The sequence below is a fragment of the Streptomyces sp. NC-S4 genome, from assembly GCF_054353315.1.
This window is the reverse complement of sequence record NZ_CM135937.1, coordinates 8,619,823-8,636,613: the sequence shown is the minus strand read 5'-3', so window position 1 is coordinate 8,636,613 and position 16,791 is coordinate 8,619,823. Positions and strand designations below refer to the sequence as shown.

General features: G+C 72.1%; 12 protein-coding genes and 1 pseudogene. 6 read left to right on the top strand and 7 right to left on the bottom strand.

Annotation, left to right across the window (positions count from 1 at the left end):
• Positions 1–67 precede the first annotated feature (67 nt).
• Entirely contained in the window at positions 68–1,093 is a 1,026-nt protein-coding gene (locus ACXNSR_RS38685; protein WP_458640018.1) for an FG-GAP repeat domain-containing protein, read from the top strand.
• A 1,434-nt stretch (positions 1,094–2,527) separates the two neighbouring features.
• On the opposite strand, the gene ACXNSR_RS38680 is transcribed toward ACXNSR_RS38685, so the two are convergent.
• The gene (locus tag ACXNSR_RS38680; RefSeq protein ID WP_458640017.1) at positions 2,528–3,418 is read right to left on the bottom strand and encodes a hypothetical protein; all 891 of its coding nucleotides are present in this window, start codon (positions 3,416–3,418) and stop codon (positions 2,528–2,530) included.
• 1,674 nt (positions 3,419–5,092) lie between these two features.
• Positions 5,093–5,488, bottom strand: a complete 396-nt coding sequence (locus tag ACXNSR_RS38675) for a hypothetical protein (RefSeq protein WP_458640016.1) — start codon at positions 5,486–5,488, stop codon at positions 5,093–5,095.
• A gap of 1,208 nt (positions 5,489–6,696) precedes the next feature.
• On the opposite strand from ACXNSR_RS38675, the gene ACXNSR_RS38670 reads away from it, so the two are divergent.
• Together ACXNSR_RS38670 and ACXNSR_RS38665 are read left to right on the top strand one after the other, a co-directional pair.
• Positions 6,697–8,205 carry an alpha/beta hydrolase gene (locus tag ACXNSR_RS38670; RefSeq protein WP_458640015.1) on the top strand — a complete coding sequence of 503 codons (1,509 nt, stop codon included), beginning with the start codon at positions 6,697–6,699 and terminating at the stop codon, positions 8,203–8,205.
• 156 nt (positions 8,206–8,361) lie between these two features.
• Positions 8,362–8,778: a hypothetical protein gene (locus tag ACXNSR_RS38665; protein WP_458640014.1), complete on the top strand. Its 417-nt coding sequence runs from the start codon at positions 8,362–8,364 to the stop codon at positions 8,776–8,778.
• A gap of 75 nt (positions 8,779–8,853) precedes the next feature.
• Here ACXNSR_RS38665 and ACXNSR_RS38660 read toward each other — a convergent pair whose 3' ends face one another.
• Both ACXNSR_RS38660 and ACXNSR_RS38655 read right to left on the bottom strand, forming a co-directional pair.
• Positions 8,854–9,066: a hypothetical protein gene (locus ACXNSR_RS38660; protein ID WP_458640013.1), complete on the bottom strand. Its 213-nt coding sequence runs from the start codon at positions 9,064–9,066 to the stop codon at positions 8,854–8,856.
• Positions 9,067–9,319: 253 nt separating this feature from the next.
• Positions 9,320–9,880 carry an ArsR/SmtB family transcription factor gene (locus ACXNSR_RS38655; protein ID WP_458640012.1) on the bottom strand — a complete coding sequence of 187 codons (561 nt, stop codon included), beginning with the start codon at positions 9,878–9,880 and terminating at the stop codon, positions 9,320–9,322.
• A 57-nt stretch (positions 9,881–9,937) separates the two neighbouring features.
• On the opposite strand from ACXNSR_RS38655, the gene ACXNSR_RS38650 reads away from it, so the two are divergent.
• A complete protein-coding gene (locus ACXNSR_RS38650; protein WP_458640011.1) occupies positions 9,938–10,849 on the top strand; it encodes a S41 family peptidase in 912 nt (303 codons plus the stop codon).
• A 37-nt stretch (positions 10,850–10,886) separates the two neighbouring features.
• Positions 10,887–10,973: pseudogene (locus ACXNSR_RS38645) on the top strand (helix-turn-helix domain-containing protein); the annotation flags it as partial.
• A 50-nt stretch (positions 10,974–11,023) separates the two neighbouring features.
• Here ACXNSR_RS38645 and ACXNSR_RS38640 read toward each other — a convergent pair.
• Positions 11,024–12,814 carry a WG repeat-containing protein gene (locus ACXNSR_RS38640; RefSeq protein WP_458640010.1) on the bottom strand — a complete coding sequence of 597 codons (1,791 nt, stop codon included), beginning with the start codon at positions 12,812–12,814 and terminating at the stop codon, positions 11,024–11,026.
• Positions 12,815–13,420: 606 nt separating this feature from the next.
• Here ACXNSR_RS38640 and ACXNSR_RS38635 point away from each other — a divergent pair.
• Entirely contained in the window at positions 13,421–15,058 is a 1,638-nt protein-coding gene (locus ACXNSR_RS38635; RefSeq protein WP_458640009.1) for a sigma-70 family RNA polymerase sigma factor, read from the top strand.
• A 24-nt stretch (positions 15,059–15,082) separates the two neighbouring features.
• Here ACXNSR_RS38635 and ACXNSR_RS38630 read toward each other — a convergent pair whose 3' ends face one another.
• Both ACXNSR_RS38630 and ACXNSR_RS38625 read right to left on the bottom strand, forming a co-directional pair.
• Positions 15,083–15,814, bottom strand: a complete 732-nt coding sequence (locus tag ACXNSR_RS38630; protein ID WP_458640008.1) for a hypothetical protein — start codon at positions 15,812–15,814, stop codon at positions 15,083–15,085.
• Between the two features lie 200 nt (positions 15,815–16,014).
• Positions 16,015–16,674 carry a maleylpyruvate isomerase N-terminal domain-containing protein gene (locus ACXNSR_RS38625; RefSeq protein ID WP_458640007.1) on the bottom strand — a complete coding sequence of 220 codons (660 nt, stop codon included), beginning with the start codon at positions 16,672–16,674 and terminating at the stop codon, positions 16,015–16,017.
• Positions 16,675–16,791: the final 117 nt, after the last annotated feature.

The following is a 16,791-nucleotide window of genomic DNA, read 5'->3' as shown; positions in this document are numbered from 1 at the left end:
ACCGGCACCGGCAGCAAACCCTTCAACGGCCGGGAGGGTCGGCTCGGGCTGGGGGATCTACGACCAGTTGGTCGGGGCCGGCGACGTCGACGGCGACGGCCTGGGCGATGTCCTCACCCGGACGCTGAGCGGTGAGTTGAGGTTCCACAAGGGGGCCGGCAGCGCCACCGCCCCGCTCAAGGCACGTGTCAAGGTCAGCGACGGCTGGAACGCCTACAACGTGACCACCGGCTCGGATGATGGCGACGGCGACGGCCTGAGCGACCTCCTCGCCCGAGACCGCGACGGCGTGGAGTACTGGTTCAAGTCGGTCGGCGGCGGCAAGTTCGCCGCACCCGCCTACTTCGGCAGTGGCTATGAACTGAACAAGTTCATCGTCGGCGCGGGCACCACGCCGCTCTACGGCAAGGCACAGAACCTCGGCACCGAAGCGGACAACGACCTCGCCAAGTACAGCGCCCTGGCCAACGGCGACTACCGGACGCCGCCGGCCTGGGCCGGCAAGGAGACGCCCGGTTCCCGCACCGCGTACGCCACCGGGCTCAACAGCCGCAACCACGCGACCTACGTGCAGAACATCGGAAGCGACCTGTACATCCAGGGCGAGCGGGTCAGCACGGCGTGGAACTACATCGTGACGGTCGACCCCGGTGACCTTACCGGCGACGGCAGGGGCGACCTCCTCAGCCGCGACTCAGGCGGCACCCTGTGGCTCCACCCCGGCGACGGTGCGCTGGTCACCAAGTTCGGCGCGCGCATCAAGGTCGGCACCGGCTGGAACGGCTACGACGCGCTCGTCGGCGCGGGCGACTACTCCGGCGACGGGCGGCCCGACCTGCTCGCCCGGGACACCTCCGGCCGCCTGTTCCTCTTCAAGGGGACGGGCACGGCCACCGCGCCGTTCGCCGCCCGGGAGCAGGTCGGCAGCGGCTTCGACCAGTACGACAAGCTGTTCGTCCCGGGTGACATCGACGGCGACAGCAAGGGTGACCTGCTCTGCCGACTCCCGAACGGCGTCGTGTACCGGTACTCGTCGACGGGCAAGACCGGCACTGCGACCTTCGCCGCCCGGGTGAAGTTCGGCACCGGCTGAGACCTCTACAAGAACATCGTCTGACATTCTGCGGCCGCCCGGTCGCGCAGCAGCGACGGCACGGGCCCGCCCACCGGCACCGAGCCCGGCTGGAACGGGCCCGTATCGGGCTGCTGCAGCGCGGTCAGGGCGCTGCACCCTGCCGGTCAGCGCCACGCACGCCGCGCACGCCGGATCCTCGCCCGCCGCCAGCCGCTCGACGGCAGCCAGGGCCCCCTCGTAGTAACGGCCCAGCGCAGAGCCTGCCGAGAGCAGGAGAACCGGGGCGGCAGGCTCAACCCCTGACCATGATCAATCTCAGCGCCAATCGCTGCACCGACGTTCCCCAGGGCCGGTGAGGCCCCCTTCCGAGAAGGCACCGAAGCGACTATCTTGAACGCGTTCACATTGAACGCGTTCAAGGGGGGTCTGGTGTTCTCGGCTGTCGACATAGCGGCGGTTCTGCTCTTCTTCTTCGTGCTCGTCCCCATGGGTCTCGCCCTCCTGGTCGCAAACTGCCGGGCATGCAGGAAACGCCGGAGTCGTCCTCGGGTGTGAACCAGGGGTCGTCCGCTCCTGTTCCACCGCCCGCGCCCGCGGAGCCGTCGGTGCCAGTACAGCTTCCGCGGCCGGCGCCGACCTCGGCTCCACCGGCGGTTTGACGTCACGGACGGCTCCCCCACAGCTTGCCTGTCCCGCTTTCCGCCAGACCCGCCGGAGCACCCGGGGGAAATCGCGCGGACGTGGTCCCCAGCGCGCTGCACCGCCTGGTCCGGGCGGTCGTCGAAGGCCAGTTCACCGAGTGCTCCGCACTGTGCGCACCGGGCCCATCTCGCCGTGACCGGGGCACGCACTTCGGGGTCGTCGGGGTCCTACTGGCCGAAGCCCCACCAGACGTGGACGACCTCGTAGAGGGTGGTCAAAGAGAACGTCCTGCGCAGCTCCTCCAGCGCGGCCGCCCACTCCCGCTCGACACCCGACCCCGACCCCGACCCCGACCCCGACCCCGACCCCGACCGAAGAAGCACCTGACATAGCCCCACAGGCCAGAACTCGTCCCACCCCGACGGTTGCCAGAGCGGGGCTGGATGCTGCCGACCGAGGCGGTGACCAGCGACGTGTGACGGCAGCCAAGGTCCTGCCCGCAGTCGCTGTTCCCCCTTCCGGGTTGTGTCGGGCGTTGACGCGCTCGAACGCGGCTGCGTCCCACCCGGACAGCCATGCCTGCCGTTTCGCTGCTCTGCGAGGGGTGCGTTCTTGCCGTGGCGAGTGCACGGCCGGTATGAGCGGTGTCCGGAGGATGCCGCCCTGAGATCCGCGCGGGTGGCGGTCCGGCTGGCCGTCCGCCGGTTCAAGTGCCTCAACCCCCGGTTGCCCGGTGGTGGCTTCCGCCGAACGGATGCCCAGGGCTGCCGGACGTGTGGTCCGTATGTCCCGGCCACGTCGGCTCTGGGGTCAGACGATGTCTGCGTACCGGATCCGGCTCGGCGGGCGCCCCGGGTCGGAGTCGTAGCGCCTGGGCATCCCGGGCCTCAGCGCAGGGCGCACCAGCTGCCACGTCCGCTCGATCGCTTCGCCGGTGAAGCCGTGGAACTCCGGAGTGACCTGGAGCAGCACCGCGCCGTCCCGCAGGGTCTCGACGCGGTGGAAGTCGCCGGCCGCGGCGATGCCGTCGCCGCCACCGAGCTTCGCGGCGATCTCGCGCGGAATCACCATCAGCCACTCGTACCCGCGCAGCAGCCGTCGCGAGTCCGGCAGCGTCATGGAGGGCAGCGGCGGACCGACCCGCTCCTCGTGCTCGGTGCGCCCCAGCGTCAGGCCGTAGCCGACCTGGGCGTAGGACGGGTCCACCTCCTGCGAGAAGTCCCGCAGCAGCTGCGTCATGCTCGCCTGAGCGGCCGGCCCGAAGCGTCGTTCGGAAGTCTCCGCGCTGAGCCTGACCCACGCCCTGGAGCTCTCGTCGCGCGCGACACCCATCCGCAGGAGCTCCTCACCCGGCATGCCCCGGTCGTCCAGCCGGTAGACCGCGGTCTCGGCCAACTGCACGTCCAGGGAAAGCCACTTGCGCAGCATCGGCAGGTTCTTGCGGGTCAGCACCCGGGAACGGCGGCTGACCCGCCCTCGACCGACAATGTGGGCGCTGAGGAAGCCCCAGAGCGACCCGGGCGGGCCGCACGGCACCGACTTCTTGATTGACTCCTCCACCTGTCCGGTGGAATCGAGGACTGCGGGGAAGGACTCTCCCTCCAGGCGCTCCGCGCCTTCGGTGAGCCAACGCCAGCCGAGATCGGCCAGCGCCTCGGTACCGCGGAACTCGGTGTCGATCTCACATCGGATCTCATGCATGCCGACTCAGCATCCTTGTCGGCGGAGCTGCCGGTCGAAATCGGGCGCCGTCCCCGGCGGCGGAGTGCAGACCGGACTCACCGTCATGGCGTGCGCCCGTCGCGGCGCCGGTGCGGTGGCCGCCGCCCGGACAGGCGGTCGGCTGACAGAGCGAAGGGGCTGGCGGGCCAACGTCGTACCTCGGTATCCGGGCAGGGTGCAGGGCTGCTCTGTTCGTCATGGAGGACATGATGCCGTCCAGGCTCCGTCGCCGTTGAGGCCGGGCACACCAGCCGATCGCGGCGGCCGAGGACGAGAGCTGCGGACGGGCGAGGGTGGTGGCCCGCCCTCAGGACTACGGGCTGTACAGGGGCTCCGGGCTGGCCCGCCTCGGGAACTCCGACACGTCCGCGGGCGTGAACGCCCTGCCGAGGTCCGCCTTCCACGCCGCAGGGCGTGCTCGGTGACCTTGCGCCCGCCCTGCGGCGACACTGGATGGATCACGATCTCAGTCTGGTCCGCCATGCATCCACAGTGGGGCGGGTCGCCCCATGGACATCCGGAGACCGCCTCATGGCTCCGGCCCCCTGCCGCGAGAGACAGTGCGGAGGGCTGGCATCTGGAGGAGGGCGGCCCGGACAGACGCATGGACACTGGAGACGAACGCCCCGCGAGTGGCGTACTTCCGGAACGGGCCCGCGGCTTGCCCGCCCTATCCCCGGCGTCGTCCGGTAGGCCCACACGCACGACGGGCTGCCCGCGCGGCTCCAAACGGCACCTCGTCGCCCCGTCCCGGCCTCCTCCCCGGCTGGAACGGGCTGGCCGGGAAACCCCCGGCGCCGCCGCCGGACCGCCGGCCCCGGGCAACGGGCCGGACGGCAGCAGCCCGGCCGACGCGTCGGCGTCCGCCTAGGTGGACCAGCCGGACCACCGGTCCTCCCCTTCCGCGTCGGCGGCCAGGGCCGGCCACGGGTCATCGAGAAGGAACCGCCCGCGCTCACTGACATCGGCGCCCGGACACGGCCTGCACGACCGCGAGCGTCAGCAGCCCGGTATCCGTCAGTCGCGGACCATCGGTCACAGCATGGCGAGTCCGGGCGGAGTGGTCGACGTCCCATTGGCCAAGGCCCCACGGGTTGGCCGCGAGTGGGGACGGCAGGATTCCCGACCAACCTGACTCTTCAGCCAGCTCGTTAAGTGATCCGCGCCGTCCCTGCTGGTGAGCTGCGGACTTCGCGCCATGCGCGTCCTGGGCGGGGGCGCTGCGGGCAGCGCCCCTCGAGTCTTGTGCCGGGTGTCGTCAGCGGCGGCGCAGGAGTGATCGGATTCGGGTGCGTGGCAATCACGTACCCAACGACACCCAGGAACAGGACGACGACGAGAGCAAGGAGCAGCAGTACGAGCGCATCGGCGTCCGGATTCCTGCGGGCGGCCACTGAAGCTCTCCCCCGCCCCGGTGGACGGCGAACCGTTCCTGCACGCACTGGCAGTCCCGCAGGCGCCTCCCCCTCCCCAGAACTGCGAGAACGCGCAGCAGCAGGGCAGGGCGGGGCGGGGCGGTCTGCCGGGCTTGTGTGGCACGGTGGCGGCACGCGTCGCAGGCCCCTTCGGGCCTTGCGTGCACCTGGCAGGTCGGACCGCCATCGCGCCGGGTCCTCGAGTGAACCCCGCGGCAGGCGGTCACTCCGTCAAATATCAGTCAGTGACAGTGACTTCGCGCCCGGTGAGGTTCCCGTCAGGGGTGAGGGTGAAGGCCGTGGGGAACATGCCCGTGGTGCCGTGGGCGTCCTCGCCGTACGCCTTGAGCGTGATCGACTCGGCCTTGCCCATGTGGATCTCCGCCTCGGCGGCGTGCGCCCACTTGTTGACTCGGATGTGCGCGGACCACTGCAGCACCTCTTGGGACCGCCAGCCGCCCCATGTCGCTTCGGGGAGGAGGCCCGCCGCCGGGCCCTGACGGACGGCAAAGACGCCGGCGGCCAGTAGTACGGCGGCCAGGACGAGGTAGATCGCCGTCACGCGGGACGGGCGGCGCAGCGCGGGCACGGAGGACTCCTGTCGTTCGGTGACGGCGGCCGGCTCTCGTCGCACCACCCGTGGGTGGAGACGGCCGTGAGCGCGCGCCCGTTCCCGAACCGCGGCCTGACCTCGGTCGCGGACCGGGTCGGACGTAACGTCTCGATGACTTCCGCTGCCACAGCTGAAGCCCCCGGCACCACTGATGCGGATGCCCGAGGGCCCGCCCCGATCGCGTTTCCGGCGGCACCGGGGCGCAGGTCAGGCGCAGCGTGAGGACGCGGGTGGTGGGGACAGGGTCCCGGGCGTACGGCTCCTCGATCTTCTGCTCCGGGCGCCGGGCCGTCGGACCTGTCCGCGCAGGACATCGGCCTCTGTCCGGGGCATCGCCGACTTCTGTTTCTGCGCCTCGATGCGCAGTCCCTGCTCGACGATCAGCGCTTCGGATTCACGGGCGTCATCTCGTACAGCAGCTCGGCGTTGGCATGCTCGGCCGCCTTCACGAGGTCCGTGGCGTCGTCCGGCCGTCGGCGGCAGCGCCATGCCCTCGTCCTGCACTTCGACCTTTCTCTACACCCGTGCCGCGGTCGTCGCCGCCGGCCGCACCGTCTTCGACAGCGTCCTCGAATACCCTGCGGCCTTCACTCCTTACGTCACCGACCTCATCTGGGCCGAGCCACTGCTCTGCACACCGGACCGGGCCTACAGACGCACCACCGGAAAGGAGTGGGACCGCGACACGCGCTACTCCTACGAGTCGTGCTCGAACATCGAGGGCTGGGCTGATCGAACAGCAGGCCCGCCGACGGTGACGACCTCCAGCACCGTTGATCGTCCTCACGGAATGTGCGCCAGGACCTGCTGAACCCGTGAACAAAGCCACCGAGAACTTCGCGCCCGTCCACGGACGTACTGGCGCGACCGCGGTGAGGTGCTCGGCGACCGACCGGGCGGCGTCCGCACGGAGCGGTACGGTCGCGTTGCGCACATTCGATCACCGACGGCAGCCATGGTGTCACGATCAGCGGATCTCGGGGATGAGTCTCGGTCAGGTGTCTGGATTTCAGATGCTACGCGCGGGGGACGGAAGATCACTCCTGGGAATGATCCGGCTTGATCCGCTCGCCCAACACAGTGGAGACGCAAGCGATTTGACCCGACGAAAGAACGGGATCCCTCGCATGAAACGTCTCGCACCGCTGCTCGCCACCTCCGGACTGTTAGCCGCCGCCCTTACCGGGCTGGCGGCGCCATCCGCCTCCGCCGCTCCGTCCCCCGCGTACATGCGACAGACGCCGGCCTGGCACCGATGCAGCCCCGATCGGCCGGCGGCGTACGAGTGCGCCACCCTCAAGGTGCCGCTCGACTACCGGCGTCCCGAAGGGCGCACCCTGAACCTCGCCATATCCCGGATGAAGAGTGAGAACCCCGCCAAGCGGCGGGGCGTCCTCCTCCTCAACCCCGGCGGCCCCGGGACCGCGGGTCTCTATCGGCCGATACGGGCGAATGCCGAGATGCCCAAGGAGGTCCGCGACCGCTACGACCTCGTCGGCTTCGACCCGCGCGGCGTCGGCGAGAGCAGCCCGATCAGCTGTGGTGATCTGAGCGAAGCGGAGGTGGGCGTCGGTGGTGCGTACCGGCCCGAGACCTTCGCCGCGGACGTGTCCTGGGCGCGCGGAATCGCCGACAAGTGCCGTGAGAAGTCGGGCGATGTGATTCCGTACATCACCACCCGCAACACGGCGCGCGACATGGACGTCATCCGCGCCGCACTGGGGGAACGCACGGTCTCGTACCTGGGCTACTCGTACGGGACGTACCTCGGCGCGGTGTACTCCCAGATGTTCCCGGAGCGAACCGACCGGTTCGTTCTGGACAGCGGTGTGGACCCGGGGCGCGTCTGGCGCGGCATGATCCAGGCGTGGGGGACCGAAGCCGAGCCCGCCTTCGAGCGGTGGACGCGGTGGGCGGCAGAGCGCTCGGACACCTACGGGCTCGGAGCCACGCCCGAGGCGGTCTCGGCCACCTTCTGGGCGCTGGTGGCGCGGGCCGACCGGGATCCGATCATCCACTACGGGGAGAGGATGACGGGTGACGACATCAGGGCCGACCCGTCGCTCTTCTTCGATCCCCACGGTGCCTCGGTCGTCATCAAGTCCATCAAGGCATCGGCCGACAAGGCGCCCCAGCCGGCGACTGGCACCGGTCCGGGCGCGAGTGGGAAGGGCTCCCACAGGAAGGGGTCCGGCGCCCGGTCACCGCTCGACGGTGTCCGGGCAGCCGGCCCGGGCGTCGACGCGGGAGGGGCGTCGGAAGGTCCGGACGCCGCTCCCGCCAGCAACGCCACCGCCGTGTACTGGGCCGTGGTGTGCGGGGACACGGACAGCTGGCCCCGCGATCCGGAGCAGTACGCGCGGGACGCGGCGCGGGACAAGGTGGAACACCCGCTGTACGGGGACTTCGCGTCGAACATCAAACCGTGCGCCTTCTGGCAGCGGCCACTGGAGCCCGCCACGCCCATGAAGACCCGGGCCCATGTCCTGACCGTGCAGAACGAGTGGGATCCGATGACCCCGCTCGGCACCGGCCGGGGGCTGCACCAGGCGCTCAAAGGGTCGCGGATGGTGCTGGCACTGGGGGGTGAAGGGCATGGCGTGTATCTCTCCAACCCCACGGCCTGCGCCAACACACCCGTCAACGCGTACCTGTCGACGGGACGGCTGCCCGCGAAGGACGTGACCTGCCACAACCCCCCGCCCACCCCGGATCCTGAGGATGCCGGAGCCCGCTGACGACAGGACCCGGCCGCCCGGCCCCGCCGGCCTTCAGCCGACCGGCCGCCCGACGCAGCGGCGCAACGGCGCAGCGGCGCAACGGCGCAACGGCGCAACGGCGCAACGGCGCAACGGCGCAACGGCGCAGCGGCGCGCAAGGAACTCCTGGCCGTCGTGCCGCAGGAGGGCGACGGCGACGAAGCAGGCCGGCCACCGGGCAGCCAGGGCCGGGACGCCGCAGGCGCGGGAAGCGACCCGGCGCCGCAACGCCTCGAAGGACAGCCGGCCGGCTCCGGTGTCCCGGACGACGGGTTCGTGTCGAGGACCAGACCGTCCGGCAACTGCGCCTCGGCGGCAGCCGGCAGATCCGGCCACCGGTCCGGCGCCAGCGCCCCGCGGCGGGTCCGCACCGGCGCGCTGCCGGCACGCGGTCGGCACGCGGTCAAGAGCGTCGAGTGCGCGATGGGATGCGTCCCCGGGCTGGGTGGGCGCTTCGGCCTGGCCAGGACGAGCTTGGCCGCCGCCCACCGCGGGGTGGCCGGGGAGGTGACGGCGATGGAGGCCCGGGCGGTGCTGCCGGTCCACTCGTGACGTCCGAGGACGATCGCCGTCTCGGCCTGGCGGAGGAAGTTCGCCATGGCCAGCAGGACATGAAGACGCACAGCATCAGACGGCGGTTGACCAGAGCGACCGGCTGGCCCGCGCTCTCGGCACCTGGCCCAGCGCGTGACCGAGCCGCCGGCGCCACGCGTCCTGCGCCGCCTCGGACTCGGCTGGATCCTCCGCGTGGCCCTGCTTCATCAGCTGCATGTGCGCGGAGACGGCCTCTTCCCGCGCCACGGTCGCCCAGTGGGGGTGGTCGACGACGGAGATCGCCAACTCCCTGATCTCAGCCCCGCATCCGGGCGACGGTCTCCCTCCTCGCCCCCAGGGCCCGCTCCTACCGCGCCCGCAACGGGATCGGCCATGCCCGTCTGCGCCTTCAGGGGCGGCAACGCCCCGTACGGTCCGGGCCCCGGCACTCACGCCCCGCGACAGTGCCGCTGCCGGCCCGGCTGCGGTTTCCGTACGCGATCCGCAGCCGGTCCACGCCGGCCACAGCCGGGACCGCAACGGCTCGGCCCGCAAAGGCCTATGCGCGCGCGTCCCGGTCCGGGTCGTGGGCGGTGTACAGCGAGACGAGGACGCCGTGCACCGGTTCGCCCTCCGGGGCCTGTTCGGCCTCGTCGACCAGGCGGGCGAGGGTTTCGCCGAGTTCGCGGGCCGCGGCCGGGGTCAGTCGGAGGTGGCGCAGGCGCAGCAGGTGGTCGACCGGGGAACGGTCGATCTCCTGGGCGAAGGCGCTGAACAGGGCGGCGGTGCCGACCGCCTGCGGCTCGGCGACGACCAGACTGCGGGCGGTGCGCCCGTAGTACCGTTCGGTGCCGCCACGGACCGTACGGGTGCTGACGACCGCGATCAGCCCAGCGTCGCTCAGCACCTTGAGGTGGTGGGCGAGGTTGCCCTTCTTCGCGTCGAGGAGCAGCGCGAGCTGGCTGACCGTGGCCGGCCGCTGGTTCAGGGCGAACAGCAGCCTCTGGCGCAGCGGGTGGGCCAGGGCCGCGTACTGCTCGGGCGCGCCGATGTGCTGGACTTCCTCCGGAGGCTCCCAGGCCGCCTCGTCCCCGCCGGTGTCCGTGTCGCTGTGCGTCATGACGTAAGTGTCTAATGCTCTTGACTCTTTCGCAAGGCCGGTGATCTACTCCTCGCCATGCCGACTCTGACATCCCTTCAGCCCGCCCCCGTCGTCGAGGAACTGGCCCGGCTGCTCGCCGCGCACTACGTCTTCCCCGAGCTCGGCCAGGAGCTCGCCGACCTGGTCCGCAGGCGTCTGGCCGACGGCGCCTACGACGTCGCCACCGCCGAGGACCTCGGCCGGGTGGTCACCGCCGACCTGCAGTCCCGCAACGGCGACCGGCACCTGCGGCTGATTCACCACGCCGAGCAGGTACCCGAAGAGCAGAACGCCGCGACGCTCGCGGCGATGCGGCGCGACTTCGAGGCGTCGCTGGGCGGCATACCGCGCCTGGAGCTGCTGGACGGCGGGGTGGCCGTCCTGGAGCTGACGCCGAACCTCTTCCCGCTGGAGTGGGCCGCCGAGCCGCTCGGGGCCGCGCTGGCGGTGGCCTCCCGGGCCCGGGCGCTGATCCTGGACCTGCGCCGCAACCGCGGCGGCTCCCCCGACACGGTCGCCTTCGTGTGCGGCCACCTGCTGGACGAGCGCACGCTGCTGAACACCATGCACTGGCGCAAGGGCGACCGCCGCGAGCAGTCCTGGTCACCGGCGTACGTCCCCGGCCCGCGCTTCGGCGGTGAGAAGCCGGTGTACGTGCTGACCAGCCCCCGCACCTTCTCCGCGGCCGAGGAGCTCGCCTACGACCTGCAGCAGCTCGGCAGGGCGGTCGTGGTGGGCGAGACCACGGGTGGCGGGGCGCATCCGCGGGAGGGCTGGACCCTGCATCCGCACCTGGAGGCGTCGATCCCGGTGGGCCGGTCGGTCAATCCGGTCTCGGGGACCAACTGGGAGGGCACCGGGGTCGTCCCGGACCTCCCGTGCCCGGCCCCCGACGCCCTGGCCCTCGCCCACGAGCGGGCCCTCGCAGCCCTGGAGCCGTCCGCCTGAAAGGTGCCGCGGCAGGATCGGCCGTGGGCAATTCTCCTGGTGTCTGCCGCTGCCCGACCGGAACAACCTCGCCTCGCGGCAGCTCGCTCCGCGCTTCGGGATCTCCCCGGCCACCGTCTGCCGGGGGGGGGCAGCCGTCTCGCACGCAGCACACCGCGCCGGTGCGGCCGGTGGCTACGGCTGCGCGTCCTCGTCGGACGGAGCGATGGCGGCGAGCCAGAGCTGGATCTCCAGGTCCCCGTCTCCGACCAGGCAATAGGACTGCAGGACGAGCTGCCGCGCGCCGACCTGCCACACCGTGGACGACTCGCCGTCGCCGCAGCGCAGGAACAGCTCGGTTCCCGGGAGCGGGTCGCCGAAGCGGGCGGTGAGCCGGCCGATCGTGTCGGCCCGGATCTCGCCGAACCGTTCGTTCGTCCAGTCCTCGAGGAACGAGAAGTCGTGCTGGTGCTCGGCGTCGAGAAAGATCTCCGCGATCACGCTCATCGCGCCGAACGAGGTGCCGTCCGCGTCCGGGTCGTCCTCGGGTTCGGCGGGCTCGTACGGGTCCTCCCGGTCGTCGAAGATCAGCGAGCAGGGCTCGAAGGGGCGGGGCTCGGCGGCGAGCAGCTCCTCCGCGAGGTCGGCGACGTCCCGTTCCGGTGCTCCGGGGTAGACCAGGTACGAGTGGGCCTCCTGGCAGTGGGTGGGCTCCACGGACTCGAAGGTGCCCTCGGCCCCGACGGTCTCCCAGAGGGTCGCCCCGCCCCGGTTCACCAGGCGCAGGGAGGCCCCGTCCGTGGCCCCCTCGACCCGGCAGACGTCCATGCCGTCGCGGTCCACGTGGACCACCGCGCCGTCGCGGGTGACGAACGCGGCGAGTCCGGTACCGAAGCCGAACCCGAGAACCCAGCCCCCGGCATCGGTCAGGGGCTCGAGATGGTGGACAGGGATGAACCGTCCGTCCGAGCGCAGGACTCCCCACGCCCGCCCTGAGGGGCGATCGGCGGCGGCACCGGCTGCTTCGGGGTCGCCCCCCTCCACGGGTCCGAGGTAGTGGGCCACCGCGGCCCCGGCGGCGTCGAAGTCCTCCGCCCACTCGTACTGCTGCTCGATGACCTCCTCACCGGCGGCGTCGAGGTAGCCGTGCGCGTAGCCGTTGTCGAAACGGACCAGCCCGCACCGGAAGCTGTCGGACATCCGGCCGCTCGCCTTGATCACCACTTCGCCGCGAGCGTTGAGGAAGCCCCGGAAGTGGGCGCCGACGGTACCGCCCAGGACGTAGGCGAGGCCGTTCGCGTGGAAGGCGTTGAGCATCGGGAAGGACGGTTCGACGACCCACTCCCCCTTCTCGTCGATCAGGCCCCACAGGTCGCCCACCCGCACGGGCGCCGCCCCACCGGGGCCGAAGGGCCTCGCCCCGTCGAACCGCGGCTCGACGACCGTACGGCCCGCGCGGTCGATGTATCCGCAGTGCCCGCTGTCGGCCGACTTCACGGCGGCGAGCCCGTTCGGGGCGAACTGCCCCGCCGCGGCGTACTGCGGGCGTATCACGAAGCGGCCGGTGGGGTCGATGTAGCCCGTCCCCTCCTCGGTGCGGGCGGCGGCCAGGCCCTGTCGGAAGACGTGGGCCTCCGTCAGGGTCGCCGGTATGACGGGGGTGCCGTCCGTTCCGGCGTAGCCCCAACGGCCGTCCTCCGCCCGGAACCGGGAGAGCCCGTTGTCCTCGAACGCCTCGGTGTAGGGCAGGGCCGGTTCGGACAGCCACGCGCCGCGGTGGTCGAGGTAGCCGCACCTGCCCTCCGGGTCGGCGGCGGGGGCGACGAACCCGCCCCGGCCGTCCGGGTGGAACACCCCGACCGCGCTCAGGTCCGGCGCACGCACCAGCTGCCCGTCGGCGCCGACGAGGGCATACGGCGCCCCGGAGGCGGCCGACCCCGCGCAGGGGACGACGTACGGCGGCCGGTCGGTGGTGCTGGACGGCATGGTGCGGCTCCTCGCGCGGGGCCGGGGCAGCGTCGGCGGCGTCGCGGCCCGGGCTGATCAGGGTTGGTTCATGCTAGATCGCCCGTACGACAACGCCCCCCGCGCCGGGGCGGGACGGGCGGGACGGGGCCGACAGATCCTCTTCTACCGCGAACCGGGCTTTCCCCGGACGCGATCGCCGCGATCCTCACGAACCCGGGGTCCCCCCCTACAACGAAATTGTCGGGGAGGCGAGTTGTGCCTCCGAGCAACACGGCTGCGGGCACATCATCGCCTTGCCCGCGAGCCCGTACGGCACCCGCCTCCTGGCGTGTGCCGTCACCGTCACCTACCGGGCACCAGATCTCCCAGGCCTCCCGGATCGCCCCGGATGTACCGGTACTGGCCGGTCTCGGCAGCCACGTTGTGCTCCGGCGGGCGAGGTTCGCCCGTCCGCCCTTCTACCGGCCGCCCGGGCCAGCGCTTCCGGTTGTGCCTCCCGTTTGCGTGCGGCCCTGCAAGGGTGCACACTTGCGCGAATTCCGGTCGGGCGCAGCGTCGCACCCTCATGACGGATGCCCCCGGAACCGACGCCCGGGTCATCAGCAAGCCACACGGGAGCACGTGTTGAGTTCACCAGGTACCGCCCGTAAGCAGCAGCTTCGAAGCCTCAGCGACGGCGAGCTCTGCGCCCTGCTGCGCGGGCACTCGTCGGAGTCCGACGCGGCGGTCAGCGACGTGATGGACGAGGTGTTCACCCGTCACCATCCCTCGGTGCTCGCCTATGCCCGCACCTGCTGCCGGGACCTGTCCACCGCCCAGGACCTCGCCGCCGAGGCCTTTGCCCGTACCTACCGGGCCATTGCCTGGGGAGCCGGCCCCGAATACGCCTGGCGACCGTACCTGCTGACCTGTGTGCGGCGTCTGGCGGCCGTGTGGGCGCGGGACACCGCCCGTACTCGGCTGTCCGACGATTTCGAGGAGTGGGCGGCCCAGCTCTCGGACGGTCAGGACACCGAGGACGCCGTCTTCTCGGCGGAGGAGGGGTCGCTGGTCCTGCGTGCCTACCGGTCGTTGCCGGAGCGCTGGCAGGCCGTACTGTGGCACTCCGTCGTCGAACACGAGCCGGCGGCCGAGACCGCGGCACGCCTCGGGATATCGGCGGGAGGCGTCGGCTCACTGGTGTCGCGTGCACGGGAAGGCCTGCGGGAGGCCTACCTGCGCGCTCACCTGGACCAGAGCGCGAGTGACGAGTGCAAGCACTACGGCGGTCAGATAGCCGCCAGGCTGCGCCGACCGGGCAGACGCCTCACCCGGGATCTCGGCCGCCACCTTCAGGGGTGCGACGACTGTGCACGGGCCGAGCGCGACCTGCGCGATGTCAACAGCCGTCTGGGCGTGCTGCTGCTGGGTGGAATCCTGTTGTGGAACCCCGCTTCCTTCCTGTCGGCCCTGGGTGGGGGCGGCACGCAGCTGGCTTCGAGCACGTTGAACGGGACGCAGCTCGCCGGAGCCAAGGTCGGCGCGGTGAAATGGGCCGCCGCGGCGGCCGTGGTGGGAACGGCGGCCGGCGTGGTCGTCCTGCTGCCGGGCGACTCCGAGATCGATGGTGCCGGCCGGGCCGCGGCTCCCGCCACCGCGTCCGTGGCCCCGGGCGGCCCGCTCCCGGAAACCGAACCGGTCACGGCCATCGGCCCGGCGGCCTTCGCCACCGCTCCCGCCGCTCCGGTCCCTTCCGACTCCGCGCCCGCCTCCCCGTCCGCCTCGGCCTCCGCCGTGGCGCCTTCCGCGTCGCCCTCGGCGCAGCGCACCGGCGCCGCCCTGGTCCATGTGGCCTCGGGGCTGTGCGTCGGCCCGGGCGGCCCCGGTTCCGGCAGCCCGTTGCAGCTCGAGAAGTGCACCGGAAAGGCCGACCAGGGCTGGGAGCAGCTGCCCGCCGCCCGTCAGAACGCTTACCAGCTGCGCAACACGGGCACCGGCACGTGCCTCGACGGAACCACCGGCGGCGGGAATCTCGTCGAGGTCACCCTGCGCGACTGCCGGACGGGCGCGGGCAGCGCCACGCAACTCTGGCGGTTCGAACCGGACGCGCGACCGGGGGCGTACCGCATCTGGTTCGTGCCGAAGGTCTGGCACACCGACTACTCCGACCATCTGCTGGGCCCGCGGAACTGGCCGAAGGCCGACCCGCCGCGTCCGGGATCGGAGATGGTGCACCTGCCCAACTACTACAATTCGGTCAACATGCTCTTCGCCCTGAGGTGAACGGCCGCGGGCCGACCGCGCGGGTCAGCCCACCGCTTCCCAGGCCCTCAGCGGACCGTCCAGCCAGGCGGGCGGCAGCTCGGCTGCGTCCCACTCCTCCCGCAGTGCGGCCGTCGGCACGGCGAGCCGTTCCAGCACGGCGATGCTGGTGGCGGAGTGCAGCAGGGAGTAGCGGCCGTGGATGGCGGTGGGACTGCCGGGCCCGTACTCCACGTACAAGCGCTCCAGGCGGGCCCGGTGCGCTGCGACGAAATCCGCCAGCCGGCCGGCGTACCGGGCCCTCTGCCGGGGGGTCATCGTGGCGAGGACGGCGCGCAGTACCTCTTCGGTGGCCCCGGGGTCGAGGTCGGAGGCGGCCGTGAAGGCGAGGTAGAGCGGGCTGACGGCTGCCTTCGCCTGCTCCACCTCCATGCGGCCGACCGGTGGGCGGGCGGCCGAGGCGACGCCCGGTGCGTCGGGGTCGACGGTTTGCCGCAGCGCCCGTTCGGCGATCGAGCGGAGCTCGTCGGTGACGGCGCGGGCACCGTCCAGCCAGCCCGACTCGTACGGCTCGCCCTTGTCCCCCGGTACGGACCCACCGAGCGCGCCGACCTCCTCGCACGCCCCGGCCAAGGCGCCCGCCTCGACCAGGGCGATCAGGCCCTCCGCATCGTCGGCGGAGACCCCCGCCCGGCCGAGCAGCTGGAGCAGCGTCCTCTTCGCGTTCAGGACGCTGACCGGGTCCAGCTCGGGCCGGTTCTCCTCGGCGGCATGCATCGGATCTTCCTCATCCCATGGGTCAGCAGTGCGGTGCGGTGCGTCAGCGCGGAGCGCACCTCTTGACGGTTCAACGTGGGAAGGGGCTGCTGTGATCCCTGCGGACGCCCTGCTGCTCGACGACTGCATCCGTTCGGCGGAACGAGACCTCGGCCGCCCGCAGGCGCTCAGCACCCCCTGACCGGCGCGGGCGGGGCGGGTCAGCCCAGGACGAGCGGGAACCTCACCGCCGCGTCGCGCAGTTCGGCCCGTTGCGCGTCGGTGGGCGCGCTGCGGCCGGTGCCGATCAGGAGCGCGTCCCGGTCGGTGAACGACGTGGGGAACGGCGCCCCGGCGATCCGTTCCAGCATGGCGCGGGAGCGGGCCAGGCTCTCCTCGAGCGGCCGGGTCCGCGCGTCCGGGAGGTGGGCGATCAGGTCGAGGTGGTGCAGCGTCCACTCCAGGACGTAGGCGCCGAGGTAGTCGCCCACGGTCAGGACCTCGTCGCGGGTGCCCACCCGGGCCTTCGGGTCGGCGAGTCCGGCGGCGCGGCCGGCGGCGGAGCCGACGTCGTCGAGGTGGAACCGGAGCAGGTGCGGGTCGCCGTACGCGGCCGCCAGCCGGACGGTGAGGGCGTCGAGCGGGTCCTCGCCGGTCGGGGGCCGGTCCTCGACGTGCCAGTAGGTGACCGCGTCGACGGTCGGCTCCGTCGCGGCGGGCGTGGCGAGGGTGATCAGGACGTCCTGGGCGTCGATGACCAGGTGGCACACGAGGTCCCGTACGAGCCAGCCGGCGCAGCCCGACGGCCGTGCGAAGTCCGGGTCCGGGATCTCGGCGACCGCCGTGCGCAAGGCCGTCCAGGATGGGGTGAAGAGGTCCACACCGGCACCGTAGTGCGACGTCGCCGCGGCGGACAAGCTCGGCCGTCCGGTCCGGCCGGGCGTGTCACCGTCGCCCGGTGCCGCCGACTCCGGGCGAGGCGGACGGCCGGCCGACCC

What these genes read in the sequence shown, in the direction of transcription:
- ACXNSR_RS38680 (WP_458640017.1), bottom strand. Translation starts at nt 3,418, where the DNA reads ATGCATGAGATCCGATGTGAGATCGACACCGAGTTCCGCGGTACCGAG.
- ACXNSR_RS38670 (WP_458640015.1), top strand. Translation starts at nt 6,697, where the DNA reads ATGCGACAGACGCCGGCCTGGCACCGATGCAGCCCCGATCGGCCGGCG.
- ACXNSR_RS38655 (WP_458640012.1), bottom strand. Translation starts at nt 9,880, where the DNA reads ATGACGCACAGCGACACGGACACCGGCGGGGACGAGGCGGCCTGGGAG.
- ACXNSR_RS38650 (WP_458640011.1), top strand. Translation starts at nt 9,938, where the DNA reads ATGCCGACTCTGACATCCCTTCAGCCCGCCCCCGTCGTCGAGGAACTG.
- ACXNSR_RS38640 (WP_458640010.1), bottom strand. Translation starts at nt 12,814, where the DNA reads ATGCCGTCCAGCACCACCGACCGGCCGCCGTACGTCGTCCCCTGCGCG.
- ACXNSR_RS38630 (WP_458640008.1), bottom strand. Translation starts at nt 15,814, where the DNA reads ATGCATGCCGCCGAGGAGAACCGGCCCGAGCTGGACCCGGTCAGCGTC.